Consider the following 17313-nt stretch of genomic DNA (forward strand, 5'->3'; position numbering starts at 1 on the left):
AACGCTCGTCATAGTCTAGCGTGACCACCGGCTATAACGACTGTTATAGACCGAGGCCGTCGTGACCGTGCGCAGAAGCGCGAGGGGAGAGTTCGCCATGCCGATGATCCGGCTCACCGTGCCGTCCGGTGCCCTGACCGAGGAGGGCCGCGGGAACGTCCAGCGGGACCTGGCCGCCGTACTGCTGCGCTGGGAAGGCGCGCCCGACACCGCGTTCTTCCGCGCGCAGGCGTGGAGCCACCTCGTCGAGCTGCCCGAAGGGGCGCAGGCCACCGCCGAGGACGACGCGCCGCGCTTCCTCGTGGACGTCACCGTGCCCGAGGGCGCCCTGTCCGAGCGGCGCAAGGCCGGGCTGGTCGAGGACGCCACCAGGACCGTCCTCGCGGCCGCAGGGCTCCCGGCGGACGAAGCCCTGCGGGTGTGGGTGCTGGTGCACGAGCAGCCCGACGGCACCTGGGGCGCCGGCGGTTCGGTCATCCGCTACGCCGACCTGGTCGGGCTCGCGAAGGGACAGCGGGCCGATGCGTGAACTGACCTACGTCGCCCGCGACACCGTGGAGTGGCGCGAGGCGCCCGATCCGGGGCTGCGGTCGGACCTGGAGGCGATCGTCGCGCCGGTGGCAGCCACCGCCTGTCGACACCGCGATCCTGGCCGGGCACAGCTTCATCGACCCGCCCTTCGCCCTCGGACACGAGTGCGTGGCGCGGGTCGTGGAAACCGGCGACGCGGTGACCGCCGTACGGCCCGGTGACCTGGTGGTCGTCCCCTGGTCCATCAGCTGCGGCAGCTGCGGCGACTGCCGCGGCGGACTGACCGCGCACTGCACGGCCGTACCGCACATGGCCATGTACGGCGCGCCCATCGGCGGCACTTGGGGCGGGCTCTTCTCCGACCTGGTCCGGGTCCCGTACGCGGACGCCATGCTCGTCCCGCTGCCGGCCGGTCTGGACCCGGTGGCCATGGCCTCGGCGAGCGACAACTGGTCCCTGGCCTGGCGCCTGGTGGCCCCGCATCTGAAGGCCAGGCCCGGCGCCCGGGTCCTGGTCGTCGCGCGCGGCAGCATCGGGCTGTACGTCTGTGACATCGCGCGTGCGCTCGGCGCGTCCGAGGTCCTGTACGTCGACCCGCACCCGGAACACCGCGAGATCGCCCGGGGTTACGGCGCCGCCACCGCCGAGCTTCTCGAGCCCGTCCGGCACGGCTTCGACATCGCCGTGGAGGCGACCGGGCGGGTCGACCAGTTGGCCCTCGCCGTCAAGTCACTGGTACCGGAGGGCATGTGCGAGTCGGCGGGCAACCACTTCCGCCCCGGTGAGCTGCCCCTGCTCGACATGTACCTCACCGGTGTCACCCTGCGCATCGCCCGCGACAACGTCCGGGGCCACATCCCCGACGCCCTCGACCTCGCCCGCTCCGGACGCGTCGACCCCGCCCGTGTCGTCTCCCACGTCCTCGACTGGGAGCGGCTCCCCGAGGCCCTGCCCGAGAAACACCTCAAGCCCGTCTTCGTCCGCGCCGACGGCTGAGCGGCGGGGAACGACACCGGGTGCCAAGGGAGCGTGCCAGGCGTCGCGGGGCAGACGGGAATGTGACGGCAGGCCTTCAGGGCTGGGCCGGGCCGGCCTGGATGCCGGGGCGGTACTTCGGGACGCGGAGGGTGATCTTCGTGCCCGCTCCGACTCCGGTCTCGATGACGAGGCCGTGGTCGTCGCCGTAGACCCGGCGCAGCCTGCGGTCGACATTGCTCAGGCCGATGCCGGTGGCGGGTCCGGCCGTGCCGCGCAGGATCGCGCGCAGGCGTTCCGGTTCCATGCCGATGCCGTCGTCCTCGATGACGACCCGGGCCTCGGTGCCCTCGTCCTCGGCGACGATCGTGACGCCGATGCGCTCCACGGACCCCTCCAGGCCGTGTTTGAGGGCGTTCTCGACGAGGGGCTGCAGACAGAGGAAGGGCAGCGTCACCGGCAGCACCTCGGGCGCGATGCGCAGGGTGACCTTCAGGCGGCGGCCGAAGCGGGCGCGGGCGAGTTCCAGGTACTGCTCGATGGAGCGCAACTCCTCGGCGAGAGTGGTGAACTCGCCGCCCCGGCGGAAGGAGTAGCGGGTGAAGTCGGCGAATTCCTGCAGGAGTTCGCGGGCGCGCTCGGGATCGGTGCGGACGAAGGAGGCGATGCTCGCGAGGGAGTTGTAGACGAAGTGCGGGGAGATCTGGGCGCGCAGGGCCCGGACCTCGGCCTCATGGGCGCTGGTCCGGGCCCGGTCCAGGCCGGCGAGCTCGAACTCGAGGGAGAGCCGGCGGGCCGCTTCCCCGGCGGCCCGGACGAGAGCGGTGGATTCGGCGGTGGCGAACACGGCGAGGGCACCGGAGGTGCCGCCGTCGGCGGTGAGCGGCACCAGGGCGCCCCAGCGGACGGGGCAGCCGGCGTCGTCGCAGGACAGCGGGAAGGCCCGGGCGCGGGGTGGACGGGCGAGGCGTGCCGTCACCTCCGCGCGGTGGTGTTCGCCGGCACCGTCCCAGGCGAGCACGGCGGTGTCGTCGGTGAGGGCGAGGGCGGGGGTGCCGAGCAGGGGGCGCAGCCTGCGGACCGCCCTGCGGGCGGTGTCCGGGGTGAGCCCGGTGCGCAGGGGTGCCGCGGCGAGCCCGGCGGTGTGCAGACCACGGGCGAGGGCGTGCCAGGCCCCGTCGGCGTCGGCCGCGTGCTCCTGCTGCCGGCGCGCCGCCGCGTGCCCGAGAGCGGCACCGAGCACGAACAGCGCGAACCCGGCGAGAGCGAGCGCCGCGGTACCGAGGACGGTCATGGGCGACGCGGGTTCGGGCCGAGGGGGCGGGTGGCGGAGCACCGAGGGGCGCCACCGAGCGCGTGACCGGTCCTCCGTACGGCGTCTCCTCGGTGCCGGAACCGACCGTCATGGGGGCCGCTCCCGTGACACCGAGCACCGGAACCTCGCCGATGCCACCCGGCACCGGAACCTCGCCGATGCCAGCCGGCCCCGGGACCTGGCCGATACCGGCTGGCGTCGGGCTCGCGCCCGGGCCAGCCAGCCGGGCGCTCCTGCCGGGGCCGTGGAGGGTCGTCCTTCGGCCGGTCCGGGAGCCTCTCGTGTTCTCCGCTGCCCCGCCGGCCCGCTCTGCCGCCTCGGTCGGCAGGCGTGTCGGGACGGTCGTCGGCGGGCGCACCGGCCCGGCTGTCCGTGTCGTCGGTCTGCACAGCGGCTCCTCGGTCAAGTCGTCGCCGGCCGGGGCCGGTCGGGGGCCGGTGGTTCGGGGAGGTGGAGGCGGGCCATGGTGGCGGCGGTGCCGGGTGGGACGCGGCCGCGGGTGGCCAGCGAGGTCAGGATCATCGCCGTGAAGCCGACGGGGACGGACCACACCGCGGGCCAGGCCAGCAGGGTGTGCAGCCAGCCGGAGCGGGCGCCGCCGGCGATGGTGGCCGTCACCGCGGTGAGCGCCGAGCCGCCGCCGAGGACGAGCCCGGCGATCGCGCCCGGCGGGGTCAGGCCGCGCCACCATATGCCGAGGACGAGCAACGGGCAGAAGGAGGAGGCCGAGACGGCGAAGGCCAGGCCGACCGCGTCGGCCACCGGCAGATCGCTGACCACGGCAGCGGCGGCGGTCGGCACCGCGATCGCGGGCAGCGTGGCGAGCCGGAAGTGGCGCACGCCGAGCGTGGGCAGCACGTCCTGGGCGAGGACGCCCGCGACGGACATGGTGAGCCCGGACGCCGTGGACAGGAACGCCGCACAGGCGCCGCCCGCGACGAGGGCGCCGAGCAGGTCCCCGGCGGCCCCGCCGATCAGCCGCTGCGGCAGGACGAGGACCGCGGCGTCGGTGTCGCCGGTCAGCAGCAGGTCGGGGGCGTACAGGCGGCCGAGCATGCCGTACAGGGGGATGAGGAGGTAGAACGCGCCGAGTAGAGCGAGCACGCTGACGGTGGTGCGGCGGGCGGCGCGGCCGTCGGGGTTGGTGTAGAAGCGGACGACGACGTGCGGCAGGCCCATGGTGCCGAGGAAGGTGGCGAGGATCAGGCCGTAGGTGGCGTACAGGCCGTGCTGTGCGCGGTCCGCGGACAGCGGCCTGGCCCAGCTGGAGGGCGCGGCGCGGCCGGCCGCGGGGTCCGGCAGGGGGACCCGGGCGCCGGCCGGGAAGCCGAGGGCGGTCCGCGCGCCGATCCGGTGCCGGCCCTCGCCGAGCCGCAGTGAACTCCCGTGCAGGGTACGGCCGTCGACGCTTCCGGTGGCGGTCACCCGGACCGGCTCGCGCACGGTGAGGGTGAGCGGTGTGTCGACGCGCACCTCGGTGGAGCGGTGGAAGACGGGCCGGTCGTCCCAGGCGGGCGCCGGGGCGTCGTCGCCGCGCCAGGCGAGCAGCAGGAACACCACGGGCACCAGCAGGGCGGTGAGTTTCAGCCAGTACTGGAAGGCCTGGACGAAGGTGACGCTGCGCATCCCGCCGGCGGCGACGGCCGCGGTCACCACGGCGGCGACGACCAGCCCGCCGAGCCAGCCGGGTGCGCCGGTGAGCAGCCGCAGGGTGAGGCCGGCGCCGCGCAGCTGGGGCAGCAGATACAGCCAGCCGATGCCGACGACCAGCACTCCGGCGACCCGCCGCACCGCCCGGGACTCCAGCCGGGCCTCGGCGAAGTCGGGCAGGGTGTAGGCGCCGGAGCGGCGCAGCGGGGCGGCGACGAAGGCCAGCAGGACCAGGAAACCGGCGGTGTAGCCGATGGGGAACCAGAGCATGTCGACGCCCTGGGCGAGGACGAGTCCGGCGACGCCGAGGAAGGAGGCGGCGGACAGGTACTCGCCGCTGACCGCGAAGGCGTTGAGCCGGGGGGCGACCGTGCGCGAGGCGACGTAGAAGTCGGAGGTGGTGCGGGAGACGCGCAGGCCGAGCGCGCCGACGAGGACCGTGGCGAGGATCACGGCCGTCACGCCCACGATGCCGTACGTCTGGTTCACCGGCCGGCCCCGGCGGGAAGTCGGCGCATGATCAGGGGTGTTCCGCGGGGGTGCCGGCAGCCGTGTCGGTCTCGTTGTGCTCGGCACGGCGGACGTACCAGGCGCCGGTGGCCAGCAGGGCGGGGTACGGCGCCACACCCAGGACGACCCATACGGCCGGCGGGACGCGCGGCGCGCCGTCGGCGGGCGGCAGGATCCGCAGGAGCACGGGGAGCAGGCCGAGCGGGACCGCGAGCAGGGCCGTGGTGACGAGTGCGGCCCTCAGCTGACGCCGCATCAACTGCCGTACGTGTGCCTCGGATCGGGGCTCCGGCGCGGGCGCGGGGCGGGGTGCGGTCGTACGGCCGGAGGGGCGCGGGCGTCCGGTGACCACCTCTCTGCGAGGGACGGATTCCGCACCCATTGACGCACTCCCCGGCGCAGCGGTGATCACCTTGTGCTGCGGCGAGTGTACGCAGCGGTCCGGCGCCGAGACAGCGGGTGGGCGAGAATCGCCACAGGTCCGTCACCGGGCGGCCGCTCGCGTCGCTCAACGGGCCCGGCCCGCCGCGTGCCTGGCCAGCAGGTCCCGCAGTTCCCGGGCGTTGCGCCGGCTCACGGCGAGGACGCGGTCGCCGATCCGTACCGTCATGTTGCCGCCGTCCAGGCGCAGTTCCTCGATGCGGCCGAGTGCGACGAGCCGGCTGCGGTGGATGCGTACGAACCCGCGGGCGCGCCACTGCTCCTCCAGGGTGGACAGCGCGACGCGCACCAGGTGGCTGCCGTGCGGGGTGTGCAGGCGAGCGTAGTCGCCCTGGGCCTCGACGTGGGTGATGTCGGCGATGGGCACGAACCGGGTCACCCCGCCCAGTTCGACGGGGACCTGGTCGTCGAAGGCGTTCGTCCGCTCGGGCGCGGTCACGGCGGGGACGGCGCCCGGCCGGGGGCCCTGCCCGGCCCGGACCAGTTCGGCGACCCGGCGTACGGCCTCGGCGAAGCGTTCCCCGCGGAGGGGCTTGAGCAGGTAGTCGACGGCCTTCAGGTCGAAGGCGCGGACCGCGAAGTCGTCGTGCGCGGTGACGAAGACGATCAGCGGCGGAGCGGCGAACCCGGCCAGCAGGCGGGCCAGTTCGAGGCCGTCGAGGCCCGGCATGTCGATGTCGAGGAAGACGACGTCGACCGCTGCCCCGCCGTCCGGCCCGTCCGCCACGGCCCGGCCGAGCCGGCGCAGTGCCTCGGTGGGTCCGGCCGCGGGCACCACGGTGCCGACCCGGGGATCCCGCCGCAGGAGGTACAGCAGCTCCTCGAGCGCGGGTTCCTCGTCGTCCACCGCCAGCACGCGCAGGGGCGCGTCGCTCGCGCTCATCTCCGCTGTCTCCTTCCTGCTGGAACCTCCTACCGGTGCATGGTGGTCTCCCCCGGCGTCCGCGTCGAGATCGCGTCCCGCGGTGGTGTGCGCCGCCCGGCACCGGGGGGGATCGGACCCGGTGACCGAGGGCCGGGCGTCAGTCCGGGACCACCAGCCGTGCCGCCTCTCCCGGGCCGACCGGGACCACCCGGTCGCGCAGGCAGACGTCGATGGGGGCGCGGTCGGAGTCCGGTACGGCGATCTCCAGCAGGCCGCTGCGCAGGCGGAGGTGGACACCCCAGTGGCCGTGGTAGCGGATGGCGAAGCCGTAGGAGGAGAGTTCGGGCAGCGGGACCGGGTCGAGGCACAGCGCGCCGTCGCGGGTCTCCAGGCCGGTCAGACCGCGCTGGACGAGGTCGAGGGTGCCGGCCATGGCGCCGAGGTGGATGCCCTCGCCGGTGGTGCCGCCCTGCAGGTCGGCGATGTCACCGCGCAGCGCCTCCTGGACGAAGGCCCAGGCGTCGCCGCGGCGGCAGCGGGCCAGGACCCAGCCGTGGACCAGGCCGCTGAGGGTGGAGCCGTGGCTGGTGCGGTGCAGGTAGTGGTCGACGGTGGCCGTCCAGGTCCGTTCGTCGAGGTGGTGGCCCAACCGGTCGAAGAGCGTGCGGAGTTCGGCCGTCGAGAAGAGGTAGCCGAGCATGAGGACGTCGGCCTGCTTGGACGCCTTGTAGCGGTTGACGGTGTCGCCCTCGGCCTCCAGGATCCGGTCGAGGCGGCGGATGTCGTCGTACCGCTTGCGGTAGTCGTCCCAGTCCAGCTCGGCGAGGTCGCCGTAGCCCTCGAACTGGCTGATCACCCCGTCGTGGAAGGGGATGTGGAGGGTGTGGGAGATCTCCTCCCAGCGGGCGGGCTCGTCCTCGTCCAGGCCGATGCTCTCGGCGAGTTCGGCGCGGCGCGGTTCGGGCATGGTGGCCAGCAGGTCCAGGGTGCGGGCGAGCACCCACGCGGCGGTGACGTTGGTGTACGCGTTGTCGTCCAGGCCGGGTTCGGCCGCGCCGGGGTAGGCGTCGTGGTACTCGTCGGGGCCCATCACGCCCCGGATGCGGTACCGGCCGAGACGGTCGTCGTAACCGGCCGAGTCGGCCCAGAAGCGGGCGATGTGCAGCAGCATCTCGGCGCCCTCGCCGTGCAGGAAGTCGATGTCCCCGGTGGCCTCGCAGTACTGCCAGATGTTGTAGGCCACCGCCGAGCCGACGTGGTGCTGGAGCCGGGAGTGGTCCGGCACCCAGCGGCCGGAGCGGGGGTTGAGATGGACCTCCTGGGCCTCCTCGCGGCCGTCGCTGCCGCTCTGCCACGGGTAGAGCGCGCCGCGCCGGCCGAGCTCCCCGGCCGCGTGGCAGGCGGCGTCGAGACGCCGGTGCCGGTAGTGCAGCAGGGCGCGGGAGACCTCGGGGAGGTGCAGGTTGAGGTAGGGCAGGACGAACAGTTCGTCCCAGAAGACATGGCCGCGGTAGGCCTCGCCGTGCAGTCCGCGCGCGGGGACGCCGACGTCGAGGTCGGCCGTGTGCGGCGACAGCGTCTGCAGCACGTGGAAGAGGTGCAGGCGCAGGATGCTGCCCGCCTCGCCGGGCACCTCGAACGCGGTGCGCCGCCACAGCTGCTCCCAGGCCGCGGCGTGCGTCTGGAGCAGTGCGTCGAAGCCGGGGGCGGTGCCGACCCGGTCGACGGCCGCGTCCAGCGGGTCGCCGATGGCGGGGTCGTGCGAGGTGTGCAGCGCCACCGTCTTGTCGACGGTGACGGTACGGCCGGGTGCCAGGCGCAGCCGCGCGTGCTGGACGGCGCGCAGGGCCTCGTGCGCCGTCGCCACCGGCGCGTCGGCGGCCAGCCGGGCCGCGAGGACACACTCGATGCGGGAGGTACGGGTGTGGCAGCGCAGCCACATCGCGCCGTGTGCGGCGAGGCCGGTCCGGATCTGGGTGAGGTGCCGGCCGTCCAGGTCCCGGTAGCGGGCCACGCCGGAGTTGGTGACGCGCCCGTCGAGCGCGGCCTCGACCTCCAGCTCGGTCCCGCCGCCCTCGATGGTGAACTCGGTGCGCAGCGCGGCGAGGTGACGGTCCCCCAGGTGGACCAGACGCAGCTGGCGCACATGGAGAACGGCGTCGCCATCGAGGGCGTAGCTGGTGCGGCGTTCCAGCAGGCCGGGGTCGAGATGGAGGATCAGCAGGTGTTCGGTGACGGGTGCGGAGTCCGGGGTGAGCCAGGCGCCGCCCACCGGGCGGAACCGCAGCGGCAGCCAGTTGGGCAGGTTGACCATGTCCTCGTTCTCGACCCGGCGGCCGGCGATCTCCGAGGTGAGCCGGTCGTAGCAGCCGGCCACGTAGGTGCCCGGGTAGTGGACCTCGTCGGCGACGCACTCGGGCAGCGCCCCGCGGGTGGCGAAGTACCCGTTGCCCAGGGTGCACAGCGACTCCCGCAGGCGCTCCTCCTCCGGCCGGTAGCCCTCGTACTCCCAGGTCGGTCCCGTCACGGTCACCCCTCGGACAGCAGGCCCGTGAGGATCCGGTCGGGGGTCAGGGGCAGTTCGCGGAAGCGGATGCCGGTGGCGTGGTGGACGGCGTTGCCGATGGCGGCCGCGGTGCCGACGATGCCGATCTCGCCGATGCCCTTGCTGCCCATGGGGTTGAGGTGCGGGTCGTCCTCGTCGATCCAGTCGGCCTCGACGGCGGGGACGTCGGCGTGCGCGGGCACGTGGTAGGAGGCGAGGTCGGCCTCGGTGAAGTCGCCGAACGCGCTGTCCAGTGTGCTGTGTTCGGTCAGGGCCATGCCGAGGCCCATGATCATGCCGCCGGTGAACTGGGAGCGCGCGGTACGGGCGTTGAGGATCCGCCCGGCGGCGAAGATCCCGATCAGCCGCCGTACCCGGGTCTCGCCGGTGACGGTGTCGACGGCGGCCTCGGCGAAGTGGGCGCCGAAGGCGTGCCGGGCGTAGGGGCTGTCGGCGTCGGCCTGCCCGGCGGTGTCGGCGTGGGTCTCGATGCCGTCGGCGGGCAGTGGTCCGGTGTGCGCGGCGAGCCGGGAAGCCAGCTCGGTGCACGCCTCGTGCACGGCCCAGCCCCAGGAGGCGGTGCCCGTGGAGCCGCCGGCCAGCCATGCCGACGGCAGGTCGCTGTGCCCGATCTCGGTGCGGACCCGGTCGAGGGGCACGCCGAGGGCGTCGGCGGCGATCTGGGCGAGGACGGTACGGGCCCCGGTGCCGATGTCGGTCGCGTTGATCCGGACGACGCAGGTGCCGTCGGGCAGGGCGCGGGCGGTCGCGGTGGCCGGGACGGCCGCGGCCGGGTAGGTGGCCGCGGCCACGCCGGTGCCGATGAGCAGCGGGCCCTCGCGGCGCACACCGGGACGCGGGTCGCGCCCGTCCCAGCCGAAGCGGCGGGCGCCCTCGCGCAGGCACTCCACCAGGTGCCGGCTGCTGAACGGTTTGCCGCCGTCCGGCTCCCGCTCGGGTTCGTTGCGGACGCGCAGCTCCACCGGGTCCATGCCGAGGGCGTGGGCGAGTTCGTCCACGGCCGACTCCAGGGCGTACATGCCGGGCGCCTCGCCGGGGGCGCGCATCCAGGACGGGGTGGGCACGTCGAGCGGGACCACCCGGTGGGAGCTGAGCAGGGCCGGGGTGGCGTACATGACGCGTGAGGGCACCGCGGCCTGCTCCACGAACTCCTTCACCCGGGAGGTGTGGGTGGTCGCCTCGTGCAGCACCGCGGTGAGCCGGCCGTCCGCGCTCGCGCCGAGGCGGAGGCGCTGCACGGTGGGGGCGCGGTGGCCGACGGTGGTGGGCAGGTACCGGCGGGGGTAGGCGAGGGTGACGGGCCGGCCGGTGCGCCGGGCGGCCATCGCGGCGAGCACGACGTCCGGGCGCGGGGTGCCCTTGGAGCCGAAGCCGCCGCCGACGTGCTCGGTGACGACGGTGACGCGGTCCTCGGGCAGCTCGAACAGCTGGGCGAGCACCTCCCGCACGGTCGTGCCGCCCTGGCTGGAGGTGTACACGGTGAGCCGGTCCCCGTCCCAGTGGGCCGTGCTGGCGTGCGGCTCCATGGGGTGGTTGTGCAGCGGCGGCACCCGGTAGGTGGCGTCGACGCGGACCTCGGCGGCGGCGAAGGCGGCCTCGGGGTCGCCGTGCTCGACCCGGCCCGGGAAGCCGGCGTTCGCCTCCTGAGGTTCGTAGGCGTCCGGGTGCGCCGGATCGAGCTCGGCGTGATGGGGTTCGGTGGTGTAGGTGACGCGTACCGCGCGGGCGGCCGCGCGGGCCGTCTCCAGGGTGTCGGCGACGGCCAGGGCGACGCACCAGCCCCGGTGCGGCACCTGCGGGCCCTGCAGGACGGCGAGCGTGGCGTCCTCGGGTACGGCCAGGCGCGGGGCGTCGTCGGGGGTGAGGACGGCGAGGACACCGGGCAGCGCGAGGGCGGCCGAGGCGTCGACGGCGGCGACCCGCCCGCGGGCGATTCCCGCGGGCACGGGCCAGGCGTGCACCCGGCCCGGCAGGCCGTACTCGGCGGCGTACCGCGCGACCCCGGTCACCTTCTGGCGCCCTTCCCGGCGCTCGGCGGGGGCACCGAGGGCGGTGCCGGGGGCCGGGTGACGGTCGCCGGCCCTGGTGGGGGTGTCGCCCGCGGCGCTCCGCGCCTCCAGGCGCTCGGCCCGGGCGCCCGGGGCACCGCCGCGGCCCGAGGGCCCTGGTGCCCGGTGCTCGCCGGGAACCCGAGTGGGGGTGCGCTCTGCGGGAGTGGCCGGGGAGTTGCCGGTCATGGGTTCCTCCTGGTCTGGTCGGTCCTCCCGGGGCGGCTCAGGCCGGCGCCGGGGCCGGGGCGAGGCGGTTCAGGACGTCCAGGGCGAGGTTGCGGGCGAGGGGCACCTTGTAGGCGTTGTCCCGCAGCGGCTCGGCGTGCGCGAGCTCCAGCGCCACCGCGCCCTCGAAGGCCTCGGGGGTCGCGGGGGCGCCGAGCAGCGCCAGCTCGGTGTGCCGGGCCCGCCAGGGGATGTGGGCGAGCCCGCCGAAGGCGACCCCGACCTGGTCGACGACGCCCTCCGCGACCCGCAGCACGACGGCCACGGAGGCGAGGGCGAAGGCGTACGACGCCCGGTCACGGGCCTTGCGGTAGGCGGACGGGACACCGGCGGTGGCGGCCGGGAGCAGCACGCCGGTGATCAGTTCGCCGGGGCGGATCCAGGTGTCCCGCTCGGGATGCTCGCCCGGCAGCCGGTGGAACTCGGCCGCCGGCAGCCGCCGGGTGCCCTCGGTGCCGTACAGCTCGACCTGGGCGTCCAGCGCGGCGAGGGCCACGGCCATGTCGGACGGGTTGGTGGCGATGCAGTGCTCCGAGTGCCCGAGGACGGCGTGGTCGCGGTGGACGCCCTCCCGGGCGCCGCAGCCGCTGCCGGGCTCGCGTTTGTTGCAGGGTTTGTCCAGGTCCTGGAAGTAGGGGCAGCGGGTGCGCTGGAGCAGGTTGCCGCCGGTGGTGGCGGCGTTGCGCAGCTGCCCGGAGGCGCCCGCGAGCAGTGCCTGGGACAGCGCCGGGTAGCGGTCGCGGACGCGGGGGTCGGCGGCCAGGTCGCTGTTGCGGACGGTGGCGCCGACGCGCAGGGAACCGTCCGGCAGCTCCTCGACGGTGCCGAGCGGCAGCCGGCCGACGTCGATCAGGACGGCGGGCCGCTCCACGCCGAGTTTCATCAGGTCGACCAGGTTGGTGCCGCCGGCCAGGTAGCGGGCGCCGGGATGGGCGGCGTACGCCTCGACGGCCTCCTGGACGCTGCCGGGCCTGAGGTATCCGAAGCCGTTCACGGGATCACGTCCTCGACCGCCTCGACGATGCGCGGGTAGGCGCCGCAGCGGCACAGGTTGCCGCTCATGCGCTCGCGGATCTCGGCCCGGTCCAGCGGGACGGGCCGGCCGGAGGGAGCCGCCGGGCCCGTGGCGTGGGAGGGGTGGCCGGCGGCGGCCTCGGCGAGCATGCCGACGGCGGAGCAGATCTGCCCCGGGGTGCAGTAGCCGCACTGGAAGGCGTCGCGGTCGACGAAGGCCCGCTGCAGCGGGTGCGGCTCCTCGCCGTCGCCGCCGAGGCCCTCGACCGTGGTGATCTCGCCGCCGTCGAGGGCGACCGCGAGCAGCAGGCAGCTGTTGACGCGGCGGCCGTCGGCCAGCACGGTGCAGGCACCGCACTGACCGTGGTCACAGCCCTTCTTCGCCCCGGTCAGGCCGAGGTCCTCGCGGAGCAGGTCCAGCAGGACACGCCGGTGGTCGACGTGCAGGGTGTGGGGTTTCCCGTTGACCCGGAGGGTGATCTCCGACGCGACGGGGAGCTGGTTCTCTCTGGTCATGGCAGGCGTTGCCTTCCGGACGGGCCCTGGTGTCCGTCCAGACCGCGTATCCACGCGGCGGCGCCTCACACGTCCGCGGGGCCACGCCCTTCACGGGAGACATCGTCACGTCGTCCCCGGGGGATCAGCCGGTGCAGGCGGCGAAGACGCGGGTGTAGTCCCAGTCGGACTGGTTCACACCGGAGCAGCTGTCGGCGGGACCGCCGGTACACGGCCGGTCGCACAGTGCGCTGCTGCACGGTCGCGCTGCTGTAGGCGTCGGCCTCGATGTCGATGTCGATCGCCTTCAGGCCGTAGGCGTCGATGACCTTCTGGTAGGCCGCGGCCAGCACGGTGGTGACGGTCTGCTGGTCGACCCCGCCGGTCAGCGGGCGGCTGCCGCCCCACTGCGGGTTGCAGTGGCCGTTGCTGAGCACGAAGGCGAGGGTGAACCACTTCACGCCGGTGGCCCGGGTGATGGTGGCCGGGTCCGGCGGCCTGCCCCAGCCGTTGTAGAGGTACGGCGCGACGGCCATCGGCGCGGAGGGGGTGCTGTCGCCGGCCGCGGGCGCGTTCCACCTTTGGTTGGCGCCGCCCGTGCAGGACCACAGCTGCACCTTCGCCCCGTCGGCGGTCGAATCGCCGGTCACGTCAAGGCACTTGCCGAGGGCGCGGATCGTGCCGTTGCAAGTGGTGTGACAGTTCTTCACTAGCGTGGGGCCCATGGGATATGACACGAGCTTCCACCCCGTCGACCTGCCGCTGATCGAGCGACGGCTGCTGCCGTACCTCGCCGGACACGGGGACGACGACGGCATCGACGATCTGATCGCCCGCGCCGTCGCGATACGAAAGAACCGCTTCCGCGCCAAGGCCTGGGCGCTGGGCGTCCTGGAGCACGCCCTCGACGACGAGAGTCTCGGGTTCGAGACACGGCTGCACCTGTGGGGCCGCCCCTTCCTCATCGTCGGGGACGGCCCGGAGCGGATCGCCGAGGCCATGCACCGGTATCTCGCCGCCACCCCGGAGGAGGTGGACACGATCGCGCTCGAGATGATCGGCAGGCTCGACCCCGCCCTGCCCGCGAAGGTCCGGCCCGACACGGACGGGCAGTTGCCCGGCGATGCCGCGATCGCGCACGGCCTCGCGGGCCCCCTGCGCATCCTGCGCGGAGCGGCGCTGGCTCTCCGCGCGGGGACGCCGGTCGTGCGCCACCCCTCCGACGGCAGGGAGCTGGACGCGGCCCGGCTGCTGACCCGCGAGGTGCCGTTCGCCGTGCTGGAGTTCGCCTCCGCCCTGCTGCCGGGCTGGATGTCACGTGGCCACACCTGGCCCACCCGGCTGTGCGCGGAGGCCGGCCTGACCGCCGAGGGCTTCACCGCTCCCACGGCGCTGGACGGACTGCTGCGCGCGGAGTTCCCCCGTCTGGCGTGGCCCGAACCACCCGCCACGATCGTCGCGAACTACTCGGTCGGCGGCCTGGTCCCGGCCACCGCGACCGGCGCGGCCCGCGCCCATCTCGCCGGGCACCAGGGGAAGTTGGCAAGTGACCCCGTCGAGCTGCGGAAGATCGACGAGGCCCTCGGCGTGGCCGGCCGTCTCGGTGTCGCCTTCTGCGAGGCCACCGAGATCTACAGCGGCCTGGAAGGCAGCCTCAACTGACCGCCACCGAGGTCTACGGCAACCTCAGCTGACCGCCACTTCGGCGTCCGGCTCCGCACGCCCCGCGAACTGCGTGCGATGCAGCTCGGCATACCGTCCGTCCGCCGCCAGCAGCTCCTCGTGCGTGCCCCGTTCCACGATCCGCCCGGACTCCACGACGAGGATCTGGTCGGCGGCGCGGACCGTGGACAGGCGGTGGGCGATGACGACGGCGGTGCGGCCCTCCAGGGCTTCGGTGAGGGCCTCCTGGACGGCCGCCTCGGAGGTGTTGTCCAGGTGGGCGGTGGCCTCGTCCAGGATGACCACGCGCTGGCGGGCCAGCAGCAGCCGGGCGATGGTCATCCGCTGGCGTTCGCCGCCGGAGAGGCGGTATCCGCGCTCGCCGACCACCGTGTCCAGGCCGTCAGGCAGGGACCGAACGACGTCGGACAGGCGGGCGCGGCCGAGCGCGGCCCAGAGCTCCTCGTCCGTGGCGTCGGGCCGGGCCAGCAGCAGGTTGGCGCGGACGGTGTCGTGGAACAGGTGGCCGTCCTGGGTGACCATGCCGAGCGTGCCGCGCAGGGAGGCGGCCGTGAGGTCGCGGACGTCGACCCCGCCCAGCCGCACCGCGCCCGCGTCGACGTCGTACAGGCGCGGCAGCAGCTGGGCGATGGTGGACTTGCCGGCCCCCGAGGAGCCGACGAGGGCGACGGTCTGGCCGGGTTCGGCGCGGAAGGAGACGCCGTGCAGGACCTCGGAGCCGCCGCGGGTGTCGAGGGCGGCGACCTCCTCCAGGGAGGCGAGGGAGACCTGGTCGGCGGCCGGGTAGGAGAAGCGGACGTCGTCGAACTCGACGGCGACCGGGCCCTCGGGGACCTCGCGGGCGTCCGGCTTCTCCTCGATCAGCGGCTTCAGGTCCAGCACCTCGAAGACCCGCTCGAAGCTGACGAGCGCGCTCATCACCTCGACCCGGGCTCCGGCGAGCGCGGTGAGCGGGGCGTACAGGCGGGTCAGCAGCAGGGCGAGGGAGACGACCGCGCCGGCCTGCAGGGTGCCGTGCAGCGCGAACCAGCCGCCGAGGCCGTAGACGAGGGCCAGCGCGAGGGCGGAGACCAGGGTGAGGGAGGTGATGAAGACGGACTGGGCCGTGGCCGTGCGGACGCCGATGTCCCGGACCCGTGCGGCGCGGGCCGCGAACTCCGCCGACTCCTCCTCCGGGCGGCCGAACAGCTTCACCAGGGTGGCGCCGGGCGCGGAGAAGCGCTCGGTCATCCGGGTGCCCATGGCCGCGTTCAGCGCCGCCGCCTCGCGCTGCATACGGGCCATCCGGGTGCCCATGCGGCGGGCGGGCAGCACGAACACGGGCAGCAGCACCAACGCGAGCAGGGTGATCTGCCAGGACAGGGTGAGCATCACCGCGAGGGTGAGCAGCAGGGTGACCAGGTTGCTGACCACGCCGGACAGCGTGTTGGCGAACGCCCGCTGGGCGCCGATCACGTCGTTGTTGAGCCGGCTGACCAGCGCTCCCGTACGAGTCCGTGTGAAGAACGCGACGGGCATGCGCTGCACATGATCGAACACAGCCGTTCTGAGGTCGAGGATGAGTCCCTCCCCGAGCGTCGCCGACAGGCGCCTGCCGAGGATGCCGAGCCCCGCCTCCGCGAGGGCGACGAGCGCGATGAGCAGGGAGAGCCGGACCACCGTGCCGGAGTCGTGCCCCGCCACGATCGCGTCCACGACGCGGCCGGCGAGCACGGGGGTGGCCACGGCGAGCAACGCGGTCACCACCCCGAGCACCACGAACCGGACGATGCCCGCGCGGTGCGGGCGGGCGAAGGCGGCGATACGGCGCAGCGTGTCCCGGGCGAGGGGTCTGCGCTCGGACTGTGCGTTCATCACGCTGTGCAGCTGCATCCAGGCGGTGGTCTCCATGCTCATAAGAGAGAACGTAGAACCTCAACCTTCGTTGAGGTCAATGTTCCCGTCTTTTCACCCGCCGTTGGGACGGCACGGAGAACCTCTGCGGATGTGACTGCCGTCCCGCTCTCCCCACCTCCCCGGGGACGACTCCCCCGTCGCGTCCCCGCCCGCCAGGTGCTGTGCCTGGTGCCGCTCGCGCTCGTCGCCGTGGTCGCCGTACGGAACCGCTCGCTGCTCGCCGAGGGCTTCGGCCAGCTGCGCACCGCCTCCTGGCCGTGGCTGCTCGCGGCGGCCGGTGCCACCTGTCTGACCTGGGTGGCCGCCGCGTTCACCCGGCAGGGCGCGGTGGTGCAGCCGCTGCCGAAGGGGCGGCTGCTGGCCACCCAGTTCGCGGCGGCCTCGGCCAACCATCTGCTGCCCACCGGGCTGGGCGCGGGCGCGGTGAACCTGCGCTTCATGACCGTGTGCGGGGTCCCGCTCGCCCGCTCCTCGGCCGCGCTCGCCCTGTATCTGCTGGCGGAGTCGGTGGGCCGGGTCGGTCTGCTGTCCGTGCTGCTGCTGGCCTTCCCCGACGCGCTGGAGCTCGGCCCCCTGCTGCCGGACGGCTCCGCCCTGCCGCTGCTGCTGGGCGCGGCCGGCCTGCTGGTGGTGGCGGCGGCCGTCGTGGCCCTCGTACGACCGCTGCGGGCACGCGTGTGCGCGTTCGTCCGGGACGCCCTCGGTGAGGCACGGTCGGTGCACACCCGGCCGGCCCGGGCGCTGGCGCTGTGGGGCGGCTCGCTGGCCTTCCCCGCGCTGCAGGCGGCCGGTCTGGCCGCGGTCGGCCAAGCGCTCAGGCTGCCGGTGCCGGTGGCGCACATGGTGCTCGCCTACCTCGCGGCGACGGTCGCGGTGGCCCTGGTGCCCACGCCGGGCGGGCTGGGCTCGGTCGAGGCGGCGCTGATCGTGGCCCTGGTCGCGGTCGGCGGCCCGGCCGCGGTGGCCACGGCGGTGGTCCTCGCCTACCGGATCATCACCGTGTGGGTGCCGCTGCTGCCGGGCGCGCTGACCCTGGGGGCGCTGGTACGGCTCAAGGTCATCTGAGGCACAGTGGCCCTGTCGAACCAGAACCAGG

General features: G+C 74.4%; 12 protein-coding genes and 2 pseudogenes. 4 read left to right on the plus strand and 10 right to left on the minus strand.

The features are described from left to right. Positions 1-97: 97 nt before the first annotated feature. Entirely contained in the window at positions 98-529 is a 432-nt protein-coding gene (locus ABB07_RS04330; protein ID WP_208897428.1) for a tautomerase family protein, read from the plus strand. Further along, positions 522-1527 (plus strand): annotated as a pseudogene (locus tag ABB07_RS04335) (zinc-dependent alcohol dehydrogenase). The gene ABB07_RS04330 and the pseudogene ABB07_RS04335 overlap by 8 nt, the downstream one beginning before the upstream one ends. 76 nt (positions 1528-1603) lie before the next feature. Here the strand turns inward: ABB07_RS04335 and ABB07_RS04340 are convergent. From ABB07_RS04340 to ABB07_RS04380, 9 genes and pseudogenes are all read right to left on the minus strand, one after another. Then, entirely contained in the window at positions 1604-2800 is a 1197-nt protein-coding gene (locus ABB07_RS04340) for a sensor histidine kinase (protein ID WP_208897429.1), read from the minus strand. Positions 2801-3223: 423 nt separating this feature from the next. Then, positions 3224-4960 (minus strand): sodium/solute symporter, encoded by a 1737-nt coding sequence (locus tag ABB07_RS04345; RefSeq protein ID WP_208897430.1) that lies wholly within the window; start codon positions 4958-4960, stop codon positions 3224-3226. A gap of 31 nt (positions 4961-4991) precedes the next feature. Beyond that, positions 4992-5363: a hypothetical protein gene (locus ABB07_RS04350; RefSeq protein WP_208897431.1), complete on the minus strand. Its 372-nt coding sequence runs from the start codon at positions 5361-5363 to the stop codon at positions 4992-4994. A 126-nt stretch (positions 5364-5489) separates the two neighbouring features. Then, positions 5490-6305 carry a LytR/AlgR family response regulator transcription factor gene (locus ABB07_RS04355; protein WP_208897432.1) on the minus strand — a complete coding sequence of 272 codons (816 nt, stop codon included), beginning with the start codon at positions 6303-6305 and terminating at the stop codon, positions 5490-5492. Between the two features lie 139 nt (positions 6306-6444). Beyond that, positions 6445-8820 (minus strand): glycoside hydrolase family 65 protein, encoded by a 2376-nt coding sequence (locus ABB07_RS04360; RefSeq protein WP_425264678.1) that lies wholly within the window; start codon positions 8818-8820, stop codon positions 6445-6447. Beyond that, complete coding sequence (locus ABB07_RS04365; protein WP_244189214.1) at positions 8817-11090, minus strand: xanthine dehydrogenase family protein molybdopterin-binding subunit; 2274 nt, start codon at positions 11088-11090, stop codon at positions 8817-8819. Before ABB07_RS04365 ends, ABB07_RS04360 begins: the two co-directional genes overlap by 4 nt. Positions 11091-11127: 37 nt before the next feature. Then, the gene (locus ABB07_RS04370) at positions 11128-12123 is read right to left on the minus strand and encodes an FAD binding domain-containing protein (RefSeq protein WP_208897435.1); all 996 of its coding nucleotides are present in this window, start codon (positions 12121-12123) and stop codon (positions 11128-11130) included. Then, entirely contained in the window at positions 12120-12659 is a 540-nt protein-coding gene (locus ABB07_RS04375) for a (2Fe-2S)-binding protein (RefSeq protein ID WP_208897437.1), read from the minus strand. Before ABB07_RS04375 ends, ABB07_RS04370 begins: the two co-directional genes overlap by 4 nt. 221 nt (positions 12660-12880) lie before the next feature. Then, positions 12881-13300, minus strand: a pseudogene (locus ABB07_RS04380) (RICIN domain-containing protein); the annotation flags it as partial. A gap of 61 nt (positions 13301-13361) precedes the next feature. Here ABB07_RS04380 and ABB07_RS04385 point away from each other — a divergent pair. Then, the gene (locus ABB07_RS04385; protein ID WP_208897439.1) at positions 13362-14300 is read left to right on the plus strand and encodes a hypothetical protein; all 939 of its coding nucleotides are present in this window, start codon (positions 13362-13364) and stop codon (positions 14298-14300) included. 24 nt (positions 14301-14324) lie between these two features. Here ABB07_RS04385 and ABB07_RS04390 read toward each other — a convergent pair whose 3' ends face one another. Then, complete coding sequence (locus tag ABB07_RS04390; protein WP_208903274.1) at positions 14325-16211, minus strand: ABC transporter ATP-binding protein; 1887 nt, start codon at positions 16209-16211, stop codon at positions 14325-14327. Positions 16212-16307: 96 nt separating this feature from the next. Between ABB07_RS04390 and ABB07_RS04395 the strand changes: the two genes are divergently transcribed. Then, positions 16308-17282, plus strand: coding sequence for a lysylphosphatidylglycerol synthase transmembrane domain-containing protein (locus ABB07_RS04395; protein WP_208897441.1), 975 nt, complete (start codon positions 16308-16310; stop codon positions 17280-17282). The last annotated feature ends 31 nt before the right edge of the window (positions 17283-17313 follow it).

The sequence above is a fragment of the Streptomyces incarnatus genome (genome assembly GCF_001027185.1).
Classification (GTDB): domain Bacteria; phylum Actinomycetota; class Actinomycetes; order Streptomycetales; family Streptomycetaceae; genus Streptomyces; species Streptomyces puniciscabiei.

Bases quoted from the DNA above. Each gene is read 5' to 3' on its own strand.
- ABB07_RS04330 (WP_208897428.1), top strand. From the start codon at position 98: ATGCCGATGATCCGGCTCACCGTGCCGTCCGGTGCCCTGACCGAGGAG.
- ABB07_RS04340 (WP_208897429.1), bottom strand. From the start codon at position 2,800: ATGACCGTCCTCGGTACCGCGGCGCTCGCTCTCGCCGGGTTCGCGCTG.
- ABB07_RS04350 (WP_208897431.1), bottom strand. From the start codon at position 5,363: ATGGGTGCGGAATCCGTCCCTCGCAGAGAGGTGGTCACCGGACGCCCG.
- ABB07_RS04355 (WP_208897432.1), bottom strand. From the start codon at position 6,305: ATGAGCGCGAGCGACGCGCCCCTGCGCGTGCTGGCGGTGGACGACGAG.
- ABB07_RS04365 (WP_244189214.1), bottom strand. From the start codon at position 11,090: ATGACCGGCAACTCCCCGGCCACTCCCGCAGAGCGCACCCCCACTCGG.
- ABB07_RS04375 (WP_208897437.1), bottom strand. From the start codon at position 12,659: ATGACCAGAGAGAACCAGCTCCCCGTCGCGTCGGAGATCACCCTCCGG.
- ABB07_RS04385 (WP_208897439.1), top strand. From the start codon at position 13,362: ATGGGATATGACACGAGCTTCCACCCCGTCGACCTGCCGCTGATCGAG.
- ABB07_RS04390 (WP_208903274.1), bottom strand. From the start codon at position 16,211: ATGGAGACCACCGCCTGGATGCAGCTGCACAGCGTGATGAACGCACAG.